Here is a 19,193-nt window from a genome sequence, read left to right on the forward strand (position 1 = left end):
TCGGATGCGGTGAGCGGTGGTGCGGGTGGTGCTGGTGGTGCGGCCGGCGCTGTTCTGGTGGTCTACCCGGCGGTCTCGACCGGCGGACCCATGGGGACGCCGTCGCGCAGGGCGAGCGCCGCCGTCGGGTCGGACTGGGCGACGAACTCGGCGATCCGCTCGGCCTCCTCGTCCTCGCCGATCCGCGCGGCGGCCTCGCCGAGGGCGAGGAGCGCGGCGAGGAAGCCGCGGTTGCTCGGGTGGCTCACGGGGACGAGGCCCTGGCCGCGCCAGCCGGCGCGGCGCAGCGCGTCGAGCCCGCGGTGGTAGCCGACGCGCGCGTACGCGTAGGCGGCGACGGCGTCGGGACCGTGCGCTCCGGCGTCGAGCTCGGCGCGCGCGAGCAGGGCCCACGCGAGGGAGGAGTCGGGGTGCGCGACGGCGGCGGCGCGCAGGGCGGCCGCGTCGTCGGTGCGGACGACGCCGTCGTGCAGGCCGAGCTGGTCCGCGACGGCGAGGTCGGGGTGGTCCGCGGGCAGCAGCGTCGCCGGCGGACCGACGGGGACGGCGGTACCGAGGGTCTCGTGACTCACGGCCGTCATCCTGCCACTCCCCTGCGACGCGACCTCGGGCGAGCCCACCGCGCCGGCCGGCGCGGGCGCCGCAGCGACGAACGGCGGCCCCGCAGACACGCCTCGGGGCGGAGCGTCACCGCTCCGCCCCGAGACACGTCGTGCGTCAGTCGCTCAGTCGATCGCTCGTCAGGACAGCTTGGTCCCGGCGCTGCGCAGCTGCTGGCAAGCCTCGACCACGCGGGCTGCCATGCCGGCCTCGGCGAGCTTGCCCCAGGCGCGCGGGTCGTACGCCTTCTTGTTGCCGACCTCGCCGTCGATCTTGAGCACGCCGTCGTAGTTGCTGAACATGTGGCCGGCCACGGGACGCGTGAACGCGTACTGGGTGTCGGTGTCGATGTTCATCTTGACGACGCCGTGGTCGACGGCCGCGGAGATCTCCTCGGCGGTCGAGCCCGAGCCGCCGTGGAACACGAGGTTGAACGGCTTGTCCTTACCGAGCTTGGCGCCGACGGCGTCCTGGATCTCCTTGAGGATCTCCGGACGCAGCTTCACGGCACCCGGCTTGTAGACGCCGTGCACATTGCCGAACGTCAGAGCCGTGAGGTAGAGGCCCTTCTCGCCCGAACCAAGCACCTCGACCGTACGCAGGCCGTCCTCGACCGTGGTGTACAGCTTCTCGTTGATCTCCGCGACGTGGCCGTCCTCCTCGCCGCCGACCACGCCGACCTCGATCTCGAGGATCGTGCGTGCCGCCTGGGAGAGCTCGAGCAGCTCGGCCGCGATCGTAAGGTTCTCCTCGATCGGAACGTCGGAGCCGTCGTACATGTGGCTCTGGAACGTGGGCAGGCCGCCGTTCTTGACCTGCTCGGCCTCGATGGCCAGCAGCGGCTTGACCCAGGAGTCGAGGTTCTTCTTCACGCAGTGGTCGGTGTGCAGCGCGATGGTCACGTTGTAGTTCTTCGCGACCTCCTTCGCGTACGCGGCGAGCGCGAGGGAGCCGGTGACGCGGTCCTTGATCGTCGAGCCGGACGCATACTCGGCGCCACCCACCGAGACCTGGATGATGCCGTCGGACTCCGCCTCGGCGAAGCCCTGGATGGCGGCCGTGACCGTCTGGGAGGAGGTGATGTTGATCGCGGGGTAAGCGAACGAGCCGGCCTTGGCCCGCTCGATCATCTCGGCGTAGACCTCGGGGGTTGCGATGGGCATGGAAGATGCTCCTTGAGTTCAGGTACTCGCTGGGTGATCGCCAGATCGTGGTCAAGTCTGGCACGGTCGCAGGTCGGGTGGCTCGGGACTTGCGTCACCCGTGCTGGCTCGACGGCTCGGGCGGATCGGGCTGCTCGGGCCCCTCGGGCTGCTCGGGCAGCGGAAGGTGCTCGCGCGCCCACGCGTACATCCCGATCGCCGCGGCCGCGCCGGCGTTGATCGACCGCGTCGATCCGTATTGCGTGATGTGACGGACCTCGTCGCAGGCCGCGAGCAGCTCCGCGCTCAGCCCGGTTCCCTCGGACCCGATCACGAGCATCGCGTGGCGCGGCAGCCCGCCGCGCTCGAGCGGCACCGAGCCGGGCACGTTGTCCAGGCCGACGACGGCGAGCCCCGCCTCGCGCGCCCAGCGCGCCAGCTCCGCCGGTCCCGCGTGGTGGTGCACGTGCAGGTAGCGGTCGGTCACCATCGCCCCGCGCCGGTTCCACCGCCGCCGCCCGACGACGTGCACGCCCGCCACGTTGTACGCGTTCGCCGTACGCACCACCGAGCCGATGTTGAGGTCGCGCGTGAGGTTCTCCCACGCCACGTGTAGGGGTGCGCGCCGGGTGTCGAGATCGGCGACGATCGCCTCGACGCGCCAGTAGCGGTAGCGGTCGAGCACGTTGCGGCGGTCGCCGTTCGTGAGCAGCTCGGGGTCGTAGCGGTCGTCGAGCTCGCCGTGCTCGCCGGTGGGCCAGGCGGCCGGGCCGCCCGGCCAGGGCCCGACGCCGACGGCGAGCGCGCCGTCGCGCTCGTGCTCGCAGTCGGGCTGCGGGTCGGGTGCGCCGTCGGGCTCGATGGTCACCCCTAGATTCTCGCCCGCCGGCGCTTCCCACGTGGACAACGGCCACCGCCCCGTCGTCCGCGAGGGCGCTCCGCCCCCTCCGCGAGGGCGCTCCGCCCACCCCAGACGCGGTCCTGCCCGCTCGGCGCGCCTCACGTGGACACGGCCACCGCCACGTCCACCTCAGACGCGCCCACGCACCCCTCGGCGCGTCCCACGTGGACACGGCCACCGCTACGTCCACCTCAGACGCGCCCACGCACCCCTCGCCGCGTCCCACGTGGACACGGCCACCGCTACGTCCACCTCAGACGCGCCCACGCACCCCTCGCCGCGTCCCACGTGGACACGGCCACCGCCACGTCCACCTCACACGCGCCCACGCACCCCTCGCCGCGTCCCACGTGGACACGGCCACCGCCACGTCCACCTCACACGCGGCCCGCCTACCCCTTTCACCCCGCGCTCGTCCCCCCGGTTGTCCCCAAAACACGGCGATGCGGCCTCCCGGTCAGCCATCTACAGCCCGCAGGCGCGGCAGGCGTCAAACGTCGTCTCATGAGCACATGACTACCGACCCCCTCGCCGACCTACTCACTCCGCCGCAGGGTCTCGATCCCTCCGGGCAGGTCCTCGGTCGCAGCTTCGCGCCAATTCCCGAGCCACTGCTGGCGCTCGCTCGGACGCAGTGGGGCCTCGTCTCTACTGCCCAGTGCGCCGCACACCATGTGGACGGCGATCGCCAACGGCGCCTGGTCGCCGCGGGTCGCTGGATCGCGGTCGCGCCACACGTCCGGCTGGTCGTGCCGGATGCCGTCGAACGGACCGACTGGCCGAACCGGACCGCACAGCGGGGAATGGTCGCCGTGCTCTTCGGCGGCCCACGCACTCTCGCGTCCGGACTGGCGGCACTCTCGCTCGCGGGGGTGCAGGGAGCGCCGATCACCTACCGGCCCGAGGTGTCGACGTTCTCCACGCGCAGACGCTCCGTCCCGGCCGTCCATGTCCGACGGCTGCGAGCGGAGACGTCCGAGAACCCGCGGCCCCGGCTAGCGCTCAGGCTCCCCATGGGCCTGGTCACCGCGCCGGCCACTGCGCTCGCGCAGGTCCTGCCGAGCTGCGATGTCGAGCTCGCGACGTGCCTGCTCGACTCCGGTCTGCACTCGGGCCGGCTCACCGAACGAGACCTCGACGACGTGGCCGCGATGGTCGCGGGTCGCCGTGGCGCCGTGACACTCCGCGAGGCCCGACGCCGCCGCGACCGCCGCTCCGAGTCTCCGTTCGAGACCCGCACCCGGCTGCAGTGCGAGGATCAGGGAACTCCGCCCGACGATCTCCAGCGCGTCGTGCGCACTCGCGAAGGAGGCTTCATTGCTCGGTGCGACCTCGTCTGGGAAATCGGTGGCGGCAGGCTGCTGATCATCGAACTCGACGGTGCGCATCACCGCAAGAACGGTCAGATCCACGTGGACAACGCGCAGGACAACGCCCTCTCGGCTCTCGGCCACCGCGTCTTCCACTTCGCGTGGCACCAGCTCGCGACGGGTGAGATCTGGCGCACGGTCATGCGAGTGCTCATCGAGGAGGGCCACTACCGCCCGCTGCTCGCGGGCTGACGGTGGACAAGGCCACCATCATGTCCACCCCACACGCGGCCACGCTCCCTCGGCGCGCCCCACGTGGACACGGCCACCACCACGTCCACCTCACACGCGGCCCCGGCCCCCTCGGCGCGCCCCACGTGGACACGGCCACCACCACGTCCACCTCACACGCGGCCCCGGCCCCCTCGGCGCGCCCCACGTGGACACGGCCACCGCCACGTCCACCGCACACGCGCCCACCACCCCCGCGGCGCCAACTGGGCGGCGAGCGAAGGCGGGAGGAGGCGGCGCCGTCGTGCACGTGTGCGGTCCGTGTGAAGAGGTGATGAGATCGCCCACGGGCAGGATCCTCGACCCACCGGCGCGGCTACCGTGGTCCGGTGCCCCTCCTCGATCTCGCGCCCCTGCTCGCCGACGCGTCCACCCACACCGGCGAGATCGTCGCGCTCGGACCGGACTGGCTGAACGCCGAGAGCCTCATCGAGCGGTTCGGTGATGCCGCACTCATCGGCATCGTGGCCGTGATCTTCATCGAGACCGGGCTGCTGTTCCCCTTCCTCCCGGGCGACTCGCTGCTGTTCACCGCAGGGGCGCTCGTGGCGCAGGACGAGCTCACGATCAATCTGCCGCTGCTGCTCGTGCTGCTGTTCGCGGCCGCGTTCCTCGGGGACCAGCTCGCGTACTTCATCGGGCGCAAGTTCGGATCCCGACTGTTCAGGAACCCCGACGCGCGCGTCCTCAAGCCGCAGTACATCCAGCAGGCGCACGACTACTTCGAGAAGTACGGCGGTCGCACGATCGTGCTGGCGCGGTTCGTGCCGATCGTCCGCACCTACGCGCCGGTCGCCGCCGGGATGAGCCGGATGAACTACCGGCACTTCGTCTCCTACAACGTGATCGGCGCGTTCGTCTGGACCGTCGGGATCACGCTGCTCGGCTACGGGCTCGGCAACCTCACGTTCGTGAAGGAGAACATCGAGGCGATGCTCGTGGTGATCGTGCTGATCTCGGTGCTGCCGATGGTGGTCGAGATCTGGCGCGCGCGACGCGAGGCGAAGACGTCGCCCGGTGAGGCCGCGCTCGACGTCGCGACCGGGCAGGCGCTCTCCGAGGACCCCGAGGCTCCCGGCGAGCGGTAACGATCCGCGCAGGCACGACGGCGTGACTCGCGATCACTGACACGGTCGCGCCGCGTGCAACCCAGTGCACGAACGCACGCCGCGGTCGATACTCCTCCTCATGACGAGCACCACCCGGCCGCTGGACGCGCTGCGGACCGGCCACGTCCGCGCCCGCGCCCGGACGTCCGCGACGCGGCGCCCTAGGTTCTCGGCGCGAGGCGCGACGGCGTGGCTCGCCGTCGGACTGGTGGTCGCGGGGAGCGCCACCGGATGCTCGAGCGACGGCGACGGCGACGGCGACAGCGACAGCGACGAGCCACACCTCACGGTGCTCGACGGCATCCGGGTGACGAGCGAGGAGCCCGACGGGTTCGAGGGACCGCTGACCCAGCTGCTGGGGTGGGCGGGTGCGATGGGGCAGAGCCCGCAGGAGTACGTGGACCAGCAGCGTCGCTGGCAGGACGCCGTCGCCGCGTGCATGACCAAGCAGGGGTTCGACTACGAACCCGTCCTGCCCTCGGTTGCCGACATCGCGGTCGTGACGGATGGCCTCGTACCCGGCAGCGAGGAGTACATGGCGCAGTACGGGTACGGGATCTACACGCGCCCCCCCGCACCCCGGGGCGACCTCGTGGTGTCGGGGAACGGCGGCATGCCGGGCGGTCGGCCCTCATCCCCCACCGCTGCCGCGGCCTGGGACGAGGCGCTGTACGGCGTCGCGGTCGCGGTCGCGTGGGACGAGGACGGCAACGTCGTCGCGTCCACGTCCGAGGGAGGGTGCTCGTCCCAGGCGTCCGGCTACTCGTTCGACGACGGAACGCCCGAGCAGGCGCTGCTGGACGAGGTCGACCGGTTCTTCGAGGGGCGCGCGGACGACCCGGCCTTCGACGACCTCAACCGCGAGTGGGCCGCGTGCATGCGCGAGTCCGGCTACTCCTACGCGAGCCCAGCGCTCGCCATCAAGGACCTGCGCAGCACCTTCGACCCCGAGAACACCGGCACGATCTCGTGGGACGAGAACGAGGACGCCGATGTGCTCGCCGAGCTGCGCACACTCGAACCCGAGATCGGGGCCGCCGACTTCGCGTGCCGACAGGTGGTGGACTACGTGCCGCGGTATCGCGTGATCGCGGTCGGCCTCGAGCAGGAGTTCCTGGACCGCTACCGGGACGCTCTCGACGCGCTCGTCGAGCGGGCCGCGGGCGGGTCAACATCGCCGACGACGGCGTCGCCCACCTCTCGCTGAGGCAGAGATCCTCTCGCAGGCGGCAGAGATCCTCTCGCGCACGCCAAAGATCCTCTCGCGCACGCCAAAGATCCTCTCGCGCACGCCAAAGATCCTCTCGCGCACGCCAAAGATCCTCTCGCGGGGGACAGCGACGTCAGCGGGTAGCGGGCAGCCCCAGGTCCTCGGTGTCGAGGATCCAGATGTACGGCAGGCCCGTCTCCGCGACCGCCTCCCGCGCGCCCGTGTCGCGGTCCACGACGACGGCGCACGCCACCACCTCGGCGCCCGCGGCGCGCAGCGCCTCGACGGCAGTCAGGACCGAGCCGCCCGTGGTGGAGGTGTCGTCGAGCGCGACGACGCGCCGACCCGCGACGTCCGGCCCCTCGACCTGGCGCCCCATCCCGTGCTCCTTGGCGGCCTTGCGCACGACGAAGGCGTCGAGCTCGAGCCCGCGCGACGCGGCCGCGTGCAGCATCGCCGCGGCCACGGGGTCGGCCCCCATCGTGAGGCCGCCGACGGCGTCGATGTCGTCGGGCCCGAAGCCCTCCTCCTCGAGCCGGTCCAGCAGCAGGTGACCGATCAGCGGCGCGGCCTCGTGGTGCAACGTCGCCCGCCGCATGTCGACGTAGTAGTCGGCCTCGCGCCCGGACGCGAGGGTCACCCGCCCGTGCACGACGGCGAGGGTGCTCACGAGCTCGGCCAGACGTTCCTTCGGGGTGCTCACGGGCGCCAAGCCTAGTAACGACTCAGAACCGCCGGCTGACGCGGCGCACGAGCGAGCGCGGCGCGAGGCGCAGGCCCAACGACGCCAGCCGGTACCGCAGCGACGGCGTCACCTCCGCCTTCCCCGCGGCCACCGCCGCCAGCGTGTCGGCGACCACCCGGTCCGCACTCAGCCACGCTAACGCCGGTGCGCCGCTCGCCTTCCACCCTGCGCGCTCGTGGAACTCCGTGCGGGTGAGCCCCGGGTTGACCACGGTCGCGGTGACGCCCGTGCGGGCCAGCGTCCGCGCGAGCCCCTCGGTGAACACCCGCACCCACGCCTTGTGCGCCGAGTAGGTCCCGGAGGTCATGACGCCAGCGACCGAACCGACGTTGACGATCGCTCCGTGGCCGCGCGGCACCATCGCGTCGCACGCGGCGCGGGAGAGCACGAGCACTGCGCCGACCATGGCTGTGAGGGCGTCCACCTCCTCGCGCGCGGACGTGCGCAGGAACGACCCACCCAAGCCGTACCCGGCGTTGTTGACGAGCAGGTCGACCGGTCGCTCGCCGTCGCGCACTCGCTCGGCCACACGCTCGACGTCGGAAGGGTGGGCGAGGTCGGCCGTCATCACCTCGACCTCGACGTGCGCCGCGGCACGGAGCTGGGCGGCGAGCGTCTCGAGCCGGTCCGTGCCGCGCGCGACGAGCACGAGGCCGTGTCCGGACTCGGCAAGCTGCCAGGCGAACTCGCGGCCGAGCCCGGCGCTCGCGCCGGTGATGAGGGCGGTGGGCATGGTGCCCATGCTGCCGCACGCCGACGCCGACGCCGAGCCGTGAGCGTCGGTCCTCCCGGATACGGTGGAGCCATGCGGATCGCCACCTGGAACGTCAACTCGATCCGAGCGCGCGTGGACCGGGTGACGGCCTGGCTCGAGCGCTCGGACGTCGACGTCCTGGCGATGCAGGAGACCAAGTGCAAGGACGCGCAGTTCCCCGTCCTGCCGTTCGAGGCCGCCGGCTACGAGGTCGTCCACCACGGCCTCAACCAGTGGAACGGCGTCGCGATCGCGTCGCGCGTCGGGGTGTCCGACGTCGAGCCGGCCTTCCCCGGTCAGCCCGGCTGGGGAGAGCCCGCCGCGGCGGAGGCGCGGGCGCTCGGCGCCACGTGCGGCGGGGTCCGGGTGTGGAGCCTGTACGTCCCGAACGGACGCGAGGTCGCCGACCCGCACTACGTCTACAAGCTGGGCTGGCTCGCGGCGCTGCGCGACGCGGCGAAGGAGTGGACGAGCCCCGACGCGCCGCCCACCCTCCTCGTCGGCGACTGGAACGTGGCGCCTCGGGACGAGGACGTGTGGGACCCGGCCTTCTTCGAGGGCCGCACGCACGTCACGGCGCCCGAGCGGGACGCGCTCACGGCGCTCGAGGACGTCGGCTTCACCGAGCTCACGCGCGCCTACACCGAGGGTCAGTTCACGTACTGGGACTACACCCAGCTGCGGTTCCCCAAGCGCCAGGGCATGCGGATCGACCTCGCGTACGGCTCGCCGTCGGCCGCGGCTCATGTCGTCGGTGCGGCGATCGACCGCGAGGAGCGCAAGGGCAAGGGCGCGAGCGACCACGCTCCGGTCGTGCTGGAGCTCGACACGTGAGCGGTCGCTCCTCGGACGACCGCCCGGACGTCCCGCCGGTTCCCGTGGTGCCGCAGGCGCCCGGCGCCGCGCCCGCGCGCAGCCCGTACGCGCATCCGGTCACGCCCGCACCGGCGCACACGGATCCGGGCGCCACGTCCTACGGCCCGACGACGGCGTCACCGATCTCGCCTGCACCGCCCTCGGCTCCGGCCCCGGGTTACGGCTTCACCGACCCGACGCGCTCGCCCTACGCCCCGCCCGAGACCGGCCCGCGGCCGCCCGACCTGTCCACCCCGCAGGGTGTCGGCCCGGCCGAGGTGATGCCCGAGATCGCCAAGCCGCCCCTGGACCCGGTCTCCGTCACCGCGGTGGTGAGCGGCGCCGTCGGGCTCGGTCCGGTGGCCGTGGTGCTCGGCGCGCTGGGGCTGCGTCGGACCTCGACGCGCTGGCTGCGCAGCACGACCATCGCCGGCGTCGGGCTCGGCCTCGGCGTGCTGGGGACGATCGGCTGGGGGGTGCTCGCCGTCGTCGCCGCGCTGGGCGGGTTCGGTGGGGCGTCCGCGGATCCGGTCCCGGGCGACGTCGACGCGCCGCGGACCGTGCAGGCCAGTGCCCTCGCGCGCGGCAACTGCGTTGAGCACCTGCCGCCGCAGCAGGAGGTCGGCGAGCTTGCGCTCGTGCCGTGTGCGCAGCCGCACCTCGCGCAGGTTGTCGACGTCATCACGCTCGACGTCGACACCTACCCCGGTCCGGACGCCGCCGTCGAGCAGGGCGAGGCGGCGTGCGCGACGGCGTTCGGCGCGTTCGACACCGACGACGCCGCGTTCCTCGAGTGGTGGCTCGTGCCGAGCCCGGCGGCATGGGACGACGGCGTGCGCACCGTCGCGTGCCTCGTGCGGTCCACCCAGGGTCAGGTCGAGACCGACCTGGTGAACTGACGCGGCCGGTAGGTTGCTCGCATGACGACGCCGTACGGCCGCGACCCCGACGCCGGCCCGCCCGCGCAACCTCCCGTCCAGCCGGGTGCGCAGGCCGGGCCGCAGCAGCCGACGACGCCCCCCACCTCCGCGTGGGGCGTGCCGGGGACCGGCGCGCCGGCGGCGCAGAGCCAGTCGCAGGCCCAGGGTCCGACGCCCTCCGCGCAGTGGTCGGGCGCCCCGCAGCAGGGCTACGGCCAGCAGCAGCCGACGGCCTACACCGCGCCGCAGTACGCGGCGCAGAGCCCAGCCACTCCCCCGCCCGGAGCACCTGGCGCGCCGGGAGGCGGTGCACCCACCGGCCCCGCCACCCCGCCGACCTCGCGTACCGGCAACCCCGGCGCGGGTCTCGGCTGGCTCGGCGCCGCGCTCGGCCTGCTCGTCGGCTTCGTCGGGATCGTGCTGGGCGCCATGTCGATCAGCCGGTCGCGCGCTGCGCGCGCGAGCATCACTCCCGGGGTCGTGGCGGTGGTGGTCGGCGCCGTTCAGGTCATCGCCCTCATGGTGACCATCGGGCTGCTCATCGCGCGCGGACTCGGCGGGTCGGTGATGGGTAGCAACCCGGGCGACACCGACTCGGCGCGGGAGATCGAGGTGACCGAGCTGTCGCTGGGCAACTGCATCGAGGAGATGACCTGGGACGGCGCGCCGGTGCTGCAGGTGCCGTGCGCGGACGCCCACACGGCCGAGGTGATGTCCCAGTTCGAGGCGAGCGGCAACGCCTACCCGGGCGAGGACGAGCTGTGGGACCAGGCGCAGGACAGCTGCACCGGGATGACGGTGCCGAGCGGGGTCGACACGACGAACCTCTTCTACGACGCCGTCGTCCCCACGCTCGACGACTGGGACAGCGGGCACCGGATGGTGTCGTGCCTCCTCGTGAGCGACGGCGCCACGATGTACGGCAGCGCGACGGCGGGAGACCTTCGCGTGCAGTGAGGCGACGGACGCGCTGAGCGCTCGCCGTCGGGCGTCTCACGCGTCGACGAGCAGCCGCTCCGCGGTGGACCGGTCGGTGACGATGCGAGTCCGACGGCCCGATCGGGATGCCCGACGTCTTCGTGCGCCTCGACGACGAGCGCCAGGAGGTCGAGGGGTTCGGCGCCGCGTTCAACGAGATGGGCTGGCTTGCGCTGGCCCACCTCGAGGAGTCCCAGCGCACCGAGATCCTCCGCGAGCTCTACGCGCCGGGGGTCGGCGCGGGCCTCACCACGGGCCGCCTGCCCGTCGGCGCCAACGACTTCTCGCGCGACTGGTACTCCTACGACGAGGTCGCCGGTGATCTCGAGCTCGAGCACTTCAGCGTCGCGAACGACCTGGACACCCTCGTGCCGTTCGTCCGCGCCGCCCAGGTCTTCCCGAGCTGCACCTGGGCGCCGTCCCGGGGTCGGGGTGCAGTGACACGGCAAGGGCGCTCTGCCGTTCCTGCACCCCGAGCTGCGGATCTACCAGACCGAGCAGGAGTGCGGCGACGGTTGCAACGACTGGCGCTACGCCCGCTACTCCTGGGACCTCATGACGCGGTTCCTCCTCGGCGGAGCCTCGGCCTACCACTACTGGAACATCGCGCTCGAGAGCGGCGGTGTCATCCGATGGGGCTGCTACCAGAACTCGCTCGTCGTGGTCGACCCGGCCATGCGCACGTACGAGTACACGCACGAGTACTACGTGCTCAAGCACGTGAGCCACGCCGTTGCACCCGGCGCCCGGCTCGTCTCGACGCTCAGCTACACCGGGTACGAGAACCAGCTCGCGTTCCGCAACCCGGACGGCTTGCTCGTGCTCGTCGTCCAGAACGACGGCGGGAGCGACCTGCCGATCTCGATCCTCGTCGGCGACCAGGTCGTGCGGCCGGTGCTGCCGGCGGACTCGCTGAGCACGTTCGTCCTCGAGGTCTGACGCGGTGGGCACTCGACCGCTGCAGGATGTGTCCTGCTAGGTGGGTCGCAGGTCGACGATGCGAAAGACCTGCTTGACGTCTTACAGACGCATCGGCGTGCCCTGTGCCACCATGCCGCCATGCGGAAGCGCCCGCGACTCTCGACCCCCCGTGTGGCTGCCGTGCTCGTGACTCTCGCACTTGCGAGCTGCACCTCACCCTCCTCGCCGGAGTCGCAGGTGACGCCTGCAACGGTGACGGCTTCCGCCTCATCGGCCACGGCGGCCGCCAGCGTCTCCGCGCGATCGTCAACCACGGCCGCCAGCACCGCGATCCACACCAACGAGCCGACTCCCGCCGTGACGCCGACACCAGCGCCGCTCCTGACGTTCGATCCCACCCTCTCCATCGAGACCACCGGCGATCTGTCCGAACTGGCAGGCGCGCCCCAAGATTTCGTCGACTTCGTCGCGTCGATGCTTGGAGCGGCGGACACCTGCAGCGTCACCGTGGGGGTTGACGCGGTGGATCCGGCTGGGTGGGCCGTCGGCTTCTGGGAGGCTTGTGGCGGAGCCGCCACCATCTGGAAGCGTACGGACGTTGGTTGGGTCGAGGTGGCCGGTAGTCAAGACCTCTGGTCCTGCGACGACCTCGAAGCCGCCAAGGTGCCCCCGGAACTGCTGACGTCGAGAACCGGAAAGCCCTCGCTGTGCTACGACACCGACGGCACGCAACCGTACGACGGGCAGTAGGAGGCCCTCGCGTCAGAGCCGCGCGAGCTCCGGCGCGAGTGCGGCGATCCCGGCGTACACGTCCTCCTCGAGGGCGAACAGCGTACCCGGGATCGGGGCGTGCACCACGATCTCGGTGATCCCGACCTCGGCGTACGCGGCCGCAGCCTCGCCGAACGCGGCCGGGCTCGCCGTCGTGTCCTCCGGGAGAAAGCCCGTCAGCAGGATGCGCTCGATCGCGCCCGGATCGCGCCCGACGGCGTCGCACGCCTCCTCCAGGCGGCCCACCTGGGCGCGCACCGCGGCTCGCGAGATGTCGGGCGTGCCGCCCTCGAACGTCGCAGGATCGCCCGTCGTGACCCACGCCTGACCGAGCTCCGCGGCGAGGCGCAGGCCGCGCGGACCCGTCGCGGCGACGGCGAACGGCACCCGCGGCGCCTGGACGCACGCGGGGATCGTGCGGGCCTCGACCGCGCGGTAGTGCGCGCCGTTAAGGGTCGCGCTCGGCGTGGTGAGAAGGACGTCGAGGTGGCGCGTGAACTCCTCGAACCGGTCGTGCCGCTGTCGCGGGGTGAGCGCCGGCGTCCCGAGGATCGCGGCGTCGTAGCCGTCGGTGCCGGCGCCGAGGCCGAGCGTGAGGCGGCCGGCGCAGATCGCGTCGAGGGTGACGAGCTCCTTGGCGAGCGTGACGGGCGTGCGGAAGTTCGGCGTCGTGACGAGCGTGCCGAGCCGCAGCTCGGACGTGACGGACGCGGCGAGCGAGAGAGTGAGCAGCGCCTCGTACCAGGTCCCGTCGCGGAACGGCTCGCGCCAGTTGAGGTGGTCGTAGGTGTAGCCGGCGTGGAAGCCGAGATCCTCGGCCTCGCGCCAGCGCCGACGGGCCTCGCCCGGGGCGTGGACAGGCAGGATGCAGGTACTCAGCCGCATCTCGTCACCTTACGGGTCGATCGCGCCACAGCCGTGGACCCCTCTGCCGCGCGAACCCAGCGATCCGTGCCGGGCCACCGCGCGAACCCAGCGATTCGTGCCGGGTTCGGCCTCCGAACCGGCACAGATCGCTGGCACCACCACCGCGACCGGCACAGATCGCCGGCACCACCACCCCGACGGGCGCAGAACCGGTACCACCACCCCGACCGACAGCCCGGACGTATTGACTGGTCGCCCGTGCGCATTGACTGGTCAGATCGGAGCGCGGCGTCGCGCTCCCGCGTTCATGCAGGTCAGGGGCCCGGCAGTCGCGCCGACCCGGCCGGATCGCGATCTGGACAGTCAATGCGCACGGGCGACCAGTCAAAGTGCACCGGCATTCCGGCGACCCCCGGCGCGGGCACGCCGGACGCGCCTCCGACACAGCGCAAGCACCCCGTCCGGCCGTAGGGTGGCGCCGTGGCGCGCACCGCGGGGAACCGGCCCTCCACCCGGCCCTCGATGAGCGAGGTCGCGCGGCTCGCGGGCGTCTCCCCCGGCACGGTCTCGCACGTCCTCAACCATCCCGGCCGGGTCACCCCGGCCACGCGCGAGCGCGTCGAGCGCGCCATGGCCGAGATCGGCTACCGCCCCAACCGCATCGCGAGCTCGCTGGCCGCCGGTCGGTCCCGCGTCCTCGGCCTCGTGCTCACCGACCTGGGCAACTCGCTGTTCGTCGACATCGCGCGCGGCGCCGGGGCGGCAGCGGCCGCCGCGGGCATGAACGTGATCCTCGCCGACGGCGACAACCACGTCGGCCGCGAGCTCGAGCACCTGGAGATGTTCAGCGAGCTGCGCGTCGCGGGCGCCCTCATCACGCTGTCCGACGACGAGCACATGGCCGCGATCACGCAGGCCGCCCCGCGCGAGACACCCCTCGTCCTCGTGAACTTCACGGCGCCGACCGACCGCTACTGCAGCGTCGCCGTCGACAACGTGCTCGGCGCGCGCCTCGCCACCGAGCACCTCCTGAGCACCGGCCGGCGCCGCCTGGCGTTCGTCGGCGGCCCGGACGAGCTCCGCCCGATCCACGACCGCCGCGCCGGCTTCCGTGCGGTCCTCGCCGCCGCCGGGCTCGAGCCGGTGCTCGAGGTCGACCCCCCGGCCGTCAACCGTTCCGACGGCTTCGAGGCCGCCGGCGCGCTCCTGGCCGCGATTCGCGCCGGCCGTATCGACGGCGTCGTCGCCGCCACCGACCTCCTCGCCGCAGGCCTCATCCAGGGCCTCGCGGAGGCCGACGTCGACGTGCCCGGCACCGTCGCGGTCACCGGCTACGACGACAACCAGGCCGCCTGGGACGGACCCGTCCCGCTCACCACGATCGCCCAGCCGGGCGAGCAGATGGGCCGCCTCGCGACCGAGCTCACCGTCGAGGAGGCCCGCGCCCCCGAGCGTGCCGTCGCGGGCGAGGCGGAGCACGAGCACCGTGCGGTGGTGCTCGAGCCCCGCCTCGTCGTCAGAGCGTCGGCGCCGTAGCCAGCTCGCCGTCCGCCACAGAGCCATCAACACGCACGACGGCGTCGCTCAGGACCCACGGCGCGCTCACCTCGCCCGCCCCGTGCCCGACGGCGAACGGCGCCACCCCGGGCACGTCCACCTCGGCCGTGCACCCGACGGGCACGTGCCAGCGGACGGTGAGCTCGCCGTCGGCGATCTCCCACGCGACGCTCGCCTCGCCGTAGGGCGTGAGGTGCCGTGCGCCGGCGCAGGTGAGGCCGCCCCCCGGGCGCGGGGCGAGCCGCAGCGTGCGGTAGCCCGGTGAGGCGGGCGCGAGGCCCGCGACCACGCGGTGCAGCCAGTCCGCCACGGAGCCGAGGGCGTAGTGGTTGAAGGACGTCATGTCGCCGGGGTTCACCGTCCCGTCGGTGAGCATGGAGTCCCAGCGCTCCCAGATCGTCGTCGCGCCGAGGTCGACCATCGCGAGCCACGACGGCGAGCGGTGGCTCAGCAGCAGCGCGTACGCCTCCGCGAGGTGCCCGGTGTCCGCGAGCGCCTGCGTCACCACGGGGGTGCCGGCGAAGCCGGTCGCAACGCGGTACCCGCTCTCCCGGACGAGCTGCGCGAGGCGGGCTCCCGCGCGGTGGCGAGGCTCGCCGTCGGGCACGAGGCCGAACGCGAGGCCCAGGGCGAGCGCCGTCGTCGAGCGGTGCAGCGGGTCGCTCGAGCCCACGTAGCGCTCCTGGTAGGCGGCGCGGACCTCGCCCGCGAGCCGCTCGTAGCGCGCGGCCTCGGCGTCGCGACCCAGGGCCGCGTACGTCCGGGCGAGCACCGCGACCGACCGCGCGAGGTAGGCGGTCGCGACGAGGTGCGGGTCGGTCGTGGCGCGCATCGGGTCCTCGGGCGGCGCGCTGGGGTCGAGCCAGTCGCCCAGCTGCATGCCGGTGTCCCAGACGTGGTCCGGACCGGCGAGGTCGAGGACGCGGTCCACCCACGCCGTCGCGCTGGAGAGCTGACGCTCGAGCAGGCCGGTGTCGGCGGAGTCGGTGAACAGGTCGAACGGGGTTACCGTCGCGGCGTCGCCCCAGACGGCGATGTCCCAGGTGGGCTGCCAGAACCGGCCGCCGGGGATCCAGGGCACGTAGACGGGCACGGTGCCGAAGCGGCGCTGCTCGATGTCGAGGGTGCGCAGCCAGTCGGCGAGCATGCCGTGCACGTCGTAGAGGAAGGCTGCGGTCGGGGCGAACACCTGGATGTCGCCCGTCCAACCGAGGCGCTCGTCGCGCTGCGGGCAGTCCGTGGGGATGTCGACGAAGTTGGAGCGCAGGCTCCAGACGACGTTGTCGTGCAGGCGCTCGAGGTCGGGGTCGCTCGCGTGGAACCAGCCCGTGCGGGCCATGTCGGAGTGCAGGACGCGCGAGACTACGGCGCCGGGCGGGAGCGTGGCGGGCGATCCGGGCGATCTAGACGATCCAGACGATCCAGACGATCCAGACGATCCAGGCCACCCCGACACCTCCGCGTACCGGAACCCGTGGATCGTGAACCGCGGCTCCCACTCCAGTGCCTCGCCCGCGCTGACGACCTCGTCGGTGGAGGCCGCCTCGCGCAGCGTGCGTGTGTAGAGGTCGCCGTCCTGCAGGACCTCGGCGTGCCGCACGCGCACCACGGTCCCCGCCGACGCCGCCGGCACGCGCAGCCGCAGGTGGCCGGAGTGGTTCTGCCCGAAGTCGAGCAGGAACCGCCCCGGACCGGTCGGCGTGACGGTGACCGGCGCGAGCTCGTCGGTGCACCGCACGGGCGGGCCGTCGGGCGCGGCGAGCACCGACGCGTCGAACGGGTGAGTCACGACGGGGTGCCACGCGGCGTCGTCGAACCCGGACTCCGACCATCCGGCGGGCAGCAGCCGCGCGTCGAAGGTCTCGCCGTCGTAGAGGCTCGCGCGGGTGAGCGGGCCAGGCGCGCTGCGCCAGGCGTCGTCGGTCACGACGACGTGCCGCTCCCCGTCGCGCGTGGTCACCTCGAGCTGCGCGAGCAGCCCGACGTGCTCGCCGTAGATGTCCCACGTGCCGCCCTCGAACCCGAACCGGCCGCGGAACCAGCCGTCGGCGAGCCATGCGCCGATCGCGTTGGCGCCGGGCCGCAGGTGCTCGGTGACGTCGAACGTGAAGGTGCGCAGGCGCTCGTGGTACGGCGTCCAGCCGGGCAGCAGCTCGTCGCGGCCCACGCGAACACCGTTGACCTCGACCTGCGCGAGCCCGTGCGCCGTGACGTGCAGGCGCGCGGTGGCGCCCTCGAGGTCGCGCGGGAGGTCGACCTCGCGCCGCAGCAGCGGCGCGCGCCGTGTCTCGCGCGGCCCCTCGTCGTACCCGGGGCCGACCATCGCGGCCCGCCAGTCACCCGCGCCCAGCCCACGCTCCGCGGTGGCGCGCGCGCTCCAGGGGCTCCACTCGCCGTCGGGCGCCTGCACGCGCACCCGCACGCTCACGGCGTCGCGCGCGGCGAGCTCGGGGCCGGGCCACGGCACCAGCACCTGATCGGCCGAGTGCACGACGGCGTGGCCCGCCTCGGTCCGCCCGCTCGCCCCCCGCGTCACCTCCCAGGCGACCTCGTACGCCCGTTGGGCGTAGTCGGCGGGTGCGTGCGAAACCTGCCAGGACAGCCGCGGGGCCGCCTCACCGATGCCGAGCGCACCCGGCTCGTGGTGCTCGAAGCGCACGTGGTCGGGGGCCGCGACGGCGGTCATCGCTGGACGCGTCCGTCCGCGCTGGGGGCGACGGGGGCGTCGGTGACGGGCGCGTCGATGACGGGCGCGTCGGTGGGCTGGGCGGCGAGGGTGTCGGGCTCGGCGTCGGCGACCTTCGGGTAACGGCTGATCCAGAAGACCCCGATGAGGCCACCGGCCGCGATGCAGGCCGCGACGAACCAGAACAGGATGCTCGGGCTGGCCTCGAGGAGGGCGGGGGTCCAGAGCGCGACGAGTGCGGCGACCACGCGGGTGACGGCGATCATGACGCCCTGCGCGGTGCTGCGGTAGACGGTCGGGAAGAGCTCCTGGGCCCAGATCTTGAACATCGGCTCACCCGCGATGGCGCCGGCGATCGAGCCGATGACGCCCATCGTGACGAGGGTCCAGACCTGCGCGCCGAGCACCGCCGGCAGGACGTAGCCGAGCGTGTAGATCACGGCCATGACGGCGAACCAGCGCATCCGGTTGCGGCCGTCGACGATGCGCATGAGCAGGTAGGTGGCCGCGAACGCGATGAGGAACGTGATGAACGAGACCGTCGAGGCGAACCGCACGGTGGAGCCGGCGATGTTGACGTACATGAAGGTGCTGAACTGGCCGCCCGTGTTCGCGCCGACGTTGACCAGCGCGTAGAACAGCGAGACCGCGATCATCGGGGCGAGGAACGGGCCGCGCAGGAGCTGCTTGAGGGTGCCGACGTCGACCTTGTCGCCGGAGGCGTCGGCGACGACCTCGCCGTGGTGCGCGGCGGCCCACTGGGCCGACTCGGGGATCCGGGCACGCAGGACGAGCGTGACGATCGCGACGACCACGAGGTGGGCGTAGAGGATGCGGCCGCCGGCGAAGCCCATGTTCCCGACGATGATGCCGAGCAGCTGCGACGCCAGAATGCCGACGAGCCACAGGATGTGGGAGAAGGAGATGAGCTTGCCGCGCGCTCCCTTGGGCGCGCCCTCGGCGATCATCGCGAGGGAGACGGGCAGGTCCGCACCGACCGCGAAGCCGAGCGCCGCGACGCCGACGTAGAGCATGCCGACCGAGCCGGCCGTGAGCATGAGCGCGGCGCCGACGGTGTAGAGCGCCATCGTGACCATGAAGACGCGGCGGCGGCCGTACAGGTCGCCGAGGCGACCGCCGACGAGGGCGCCGGCCGCCATGAGGAACGTGAGGATGGCGGACAGCCCACCGATGTGGCCCGCGGTCAGGCCGAGCTGGTCCTGGTAGAGGACGAGCGCGGTGCCGGTGCTGATGATGGCGGCCGCGTCGAGGTAGGACGCCATGCCGGACACGGTGGTCCGGTACCAGGCCTGGCGCGGGATGTGGATGTCGGGTGACGCGGTGGTCGCCATCGGAGCTCCTGAGGATCGGCGGTGATCGTGTGCGGGGTGCGCCCGTCGGCCGGCGTCGGCTTGAAGCGCTTCAATTGATGCGCTTCAAAGCATGCGCCCGGGGTGTTGGGGCTGTCAACCCCTCGGTTGACAGGTCCTCCCGGGCCGCCGGCGAGACCCGCTACGCCACCGGCGCCTTGGCCTCGGGCCGCCGGCGAGACCCGTTACGCCACCGGCGCCTCGGC

General features: G+C 72.8%; 17 protein-coding genes and 1 pseudogene. 10 read left to right on the top strand and 8 right to left on the bottom strand.

Annotated features, from left to right (window positions below; all coding sequences use genetic code 11):
* Positions 1-62 precede the first annotated feature (62 nt).
* From AC3AQ1_RS06870 to AC3AQ1_RS06880, 3 genes are all read right to left on the bottom strand, one after another.
* Positions 63-572, bottom strand: coding sequence for a DUF3151 family protein (locus AC3AQ1_RS06870; protein WP_370445334.1), 510 nt, complete (start codon positions 570-572; stop codon positions 63-65).
* A 168-nt stretch (positions 573-740) separates the two neighbouring features.
* Complete coding sequence (gene fbaA / locus AC3AQ1_RS06875; RefSeq protein WP_108718375.1) at positions 741-1,763, bottom strand: class II fructose-bisphosphate aldolase; 1,023 nt, start codon at positions 1,761-1,763, stop codon at positions 741-743.
* A gap of 94 nt (positions 1,764-1,857) precedes the next feature.
* Positions 1,858-2,604 carry a TrmH family RNA methyltransferase gene (locus AC3AQ1_RS06880; protein WP_108720048.1) on the bottom strand — a complete coding sequence of 249 codons (747 nt, stop codon included), beginning with the start codon at positions 2,602-2,604 and terminating at the stop codon, positions 1,858-1,860.
* A 551-nt stretch (positions 2,605-3,155) separates the two neighbouring features.
* Between AC3AQ1_RS06880 and AC3AQ1_RS06885 the strand changes: the two genes are divergently transcribed.
* The 3 genes from AC3AQ1_RS06885 to AC3AQ1_RS06895 all read left to right on the top strand — a co-directional run bounded on the left by AC3AQ1_RS06885 (position 3,156) and on the right by AC3AQ1_RS06895 (position 6,560).
* Positions 3,156-4,205, top strand: a complete 1,050-nt coding sequence (locus AC3AQ1_RS06885; RefSeq protein WP_159096423.1) for a DUF559 domain-containing protein — start codon at positions 3,156-3,158, stop codon at positions 4,203-4,205.
* A gap of 368 nt (positions 4,206-4,573) precedes the next feature.
* On the top strand, positions 4,574-5,332 hold the full coding sequence (locus AC3AQ1_RS06890) for a VTT domain-containing protein (RefSeq protein ID WP_234417863.1): 759 nt from the start codon (positions 4,574-4,576) through the stop codon (positions 5,330-5,332).
* Between the two features lie 100 nt (positions 5,333-5,432).
* Positions 5,433-6,560: a hypothetical protein gene (locus AC3AQ1_RS06895; RefSeq protein ID WP_108718377.1), complete on the top strand. Its 1,128-nt coding sequence runs from the start codon at positions 5,433-5,435 to the stop codon at positions 6,558-6,560.
* A 136-nt stretch (positions 6,561-6,696) separates the two neighbouring features.
* Here AC3AQ1_RS06895 and pyrE read toward each other — a convergent pair whose 3' ends face one another.
* Positions 6,697-7,266, bottom strand: coding sequence for an orotate phosphoribosyltransferase (pyrE, locus tag AC3AQ1_RS06900; RefSeq protein ID WP_234417865.1), 570 nt, complete (start codon positions 7,264-7,266; stop codon positions 6,697-6,699).
* A 22-nt stretch (positions 7,267-7,288) separates the two neighbouring features.
* Positions 7,289-8,041 carry an SDR family NAD(P)-dependent oxidoreductase gene (locus AC3AQ1_RS06905; RefSeq protein ID WP_108720050.1) on the bottom strand — a complete coding sequence of 251 codons (753 nt, stop codon included), beginning with the start codon at positions 8,039-8,041 and terminating at the stop codon, positions 7,289-7,291.
* A gap of 72 nt (positions 8,042-8,113) precedes the next feature.
* Here AC3AQ1_RS06905 and AC3AQ1_RS06910 point away from each other — a divergent pair, with 72 nt between their 5' ends.
* The 6 genes and pseudogenes from AC3AQ1_RS06910 to AC3AQ1_RS06935 all read left to right on the top strand — a co-directional run bounded on the left by AC3AQ1_RS06910 (position 8,114) and on the right by AC3AQ1_RS06935 (position 12,486).
* Positions 8,114-8,896 (top strand): exodeoxyribonuclease III, encoded by a 783-nt coding sequence (locus AC3AQ1_RS06910; protein ID WP_108718379.1) that lies wholly within the window; start codon positions 8,114-8,116, stop codon positions 8,894-8,896.
* A complete protein-coding gene (locus AC3AQ1_RS06915) occupies positions 8,893-9,816 on the top strand; it encodes a septum formation family protein (RefSeq protein ID WP_108718380.1) in 924 nt (307 codons plus the stop codon). The genes AC3AQ1_RS06910 and AC3AQ1_RS06915 overlap by 4 nt, the downstream gene beginning before the upstream one ends.
* A gap of 21 nt (positions 9,817-9,837) precedes the next feature.
* Positions 9,838-10,794, top strand: a complete 957-nt coding sequence (locus AC3AQ1_RS06920) for a septum formation family protein (protein ID WP_108718381.1) — start codon at positions 9,838-9,840, stop codon at positions 10,792-10,794.
* A gap of 179 nt (positions 10,795-10,973) precedes the next feature.
* Positions 10,974-11,153: pseudogene (locus tag AC3AQ1_RS06925) on the top strand (glycoside hydrolase family 30 protein); the annotation flags it as partial.
* A 217-nt stretch (positions 11,154-11,370) separates the two neighbouring features.
* The gene (locus tag AC3AQ1_RS06930; protein ID WP_234417867.1) at positions 11,371-11,754 is read left to right on the top strand and encodes a glycoside hydrolase family 30 beta sandwich domain-containing protein; all 384 of its coding nucleotides are present in this window, start codon (positions 11,371-11,373) and stop codon (positions 11,752-11,754) included.
* 234 nt (positions 11,755-11,988) lie between these two features.
* Positions 11,989-12,486, top strand: a complete 498-nt coding sequence (locus AC3AQ1_RS06935) for a hypothetical protein (protein ID WP_139985674.1) — start codon at positions 11,989-11,991, stop codon at positions 12,484-12,486.
* A gap of 12 nt (positions 12,487-12,498) precedes the next feature.
* Here the strand turns inward: AC3AQ1_RS06935 and AC3AQ1_RS06940 are convergent, their stop codons facing one another.
* Positions 12,499-13,392 (bottom strand): LLM class flavin-dependent oxidoreductase, encoded by an 894-nt coding sequence (locus AC3AQ1_RS06940; RefSeq protein WP_108718383.1) that lies wholly within the window; start codon positions 13,390-13,392, stop codon positions 12,499-12,501.
* A gap of 462 nt (positions 13,393-13,854) precedes the next feature.
* Between AC3AQ1_RS06940 and AC3AQ1_RS06945 the strand changes: the two genes are divergently transcribed.
* Positions 13,855-14,910, top strand: coding sequence for a LacI family DNA-binding transcriptional regulator (locus tag AC3AQ1_RS06945; RefSeq protein WP_234417869.1), 1,056 nt, complete (start codon positions 13,855-13,857; stop codon positions 14,908-14,910).
* Here the strand turns inward: AC3AQ1_RS06945 and AC3AQ1_RS06950 are convergent.
* Positions 14,891-17,617 carry an alpha-L-rhamnosidase gene (locus AC3AQ1_RS06950; protein WP_108718384.1) on the bottom strand — a complete coding sequence of 909 codons (2,727 nt, stop codon included), beginning with the start codon at positions 17,615-17,617 and terminating at the stop codon, positions 14,891-14,893. The two genes, AC3AQ1_RS06945 and AC3AQ1_RS06950, sit on opposite strands and share 20 nt — an antisense overlap.
* Positions 17,614-18,969, bottom strand: a complete 1,356-nt coding sequence (locus AC3AQ1_RS06955) for an MFS transporter (protein ID WP_108718385.1) — start codon at positions 18,967-18,969, stop codon at positions 17,614-17,616. The genes AC3AQ1_RS06950 and AC3AQ1_RS06955 overlap by 4 nt, the downstream gene beginning before the upstream one ends.
* Between the last annotated feature and the right edge of the window lie 224 nt (positions 18,970-19,193).

It is taken from the genome of Miniimonas sp. S16 (assembly GCF_057748195.1).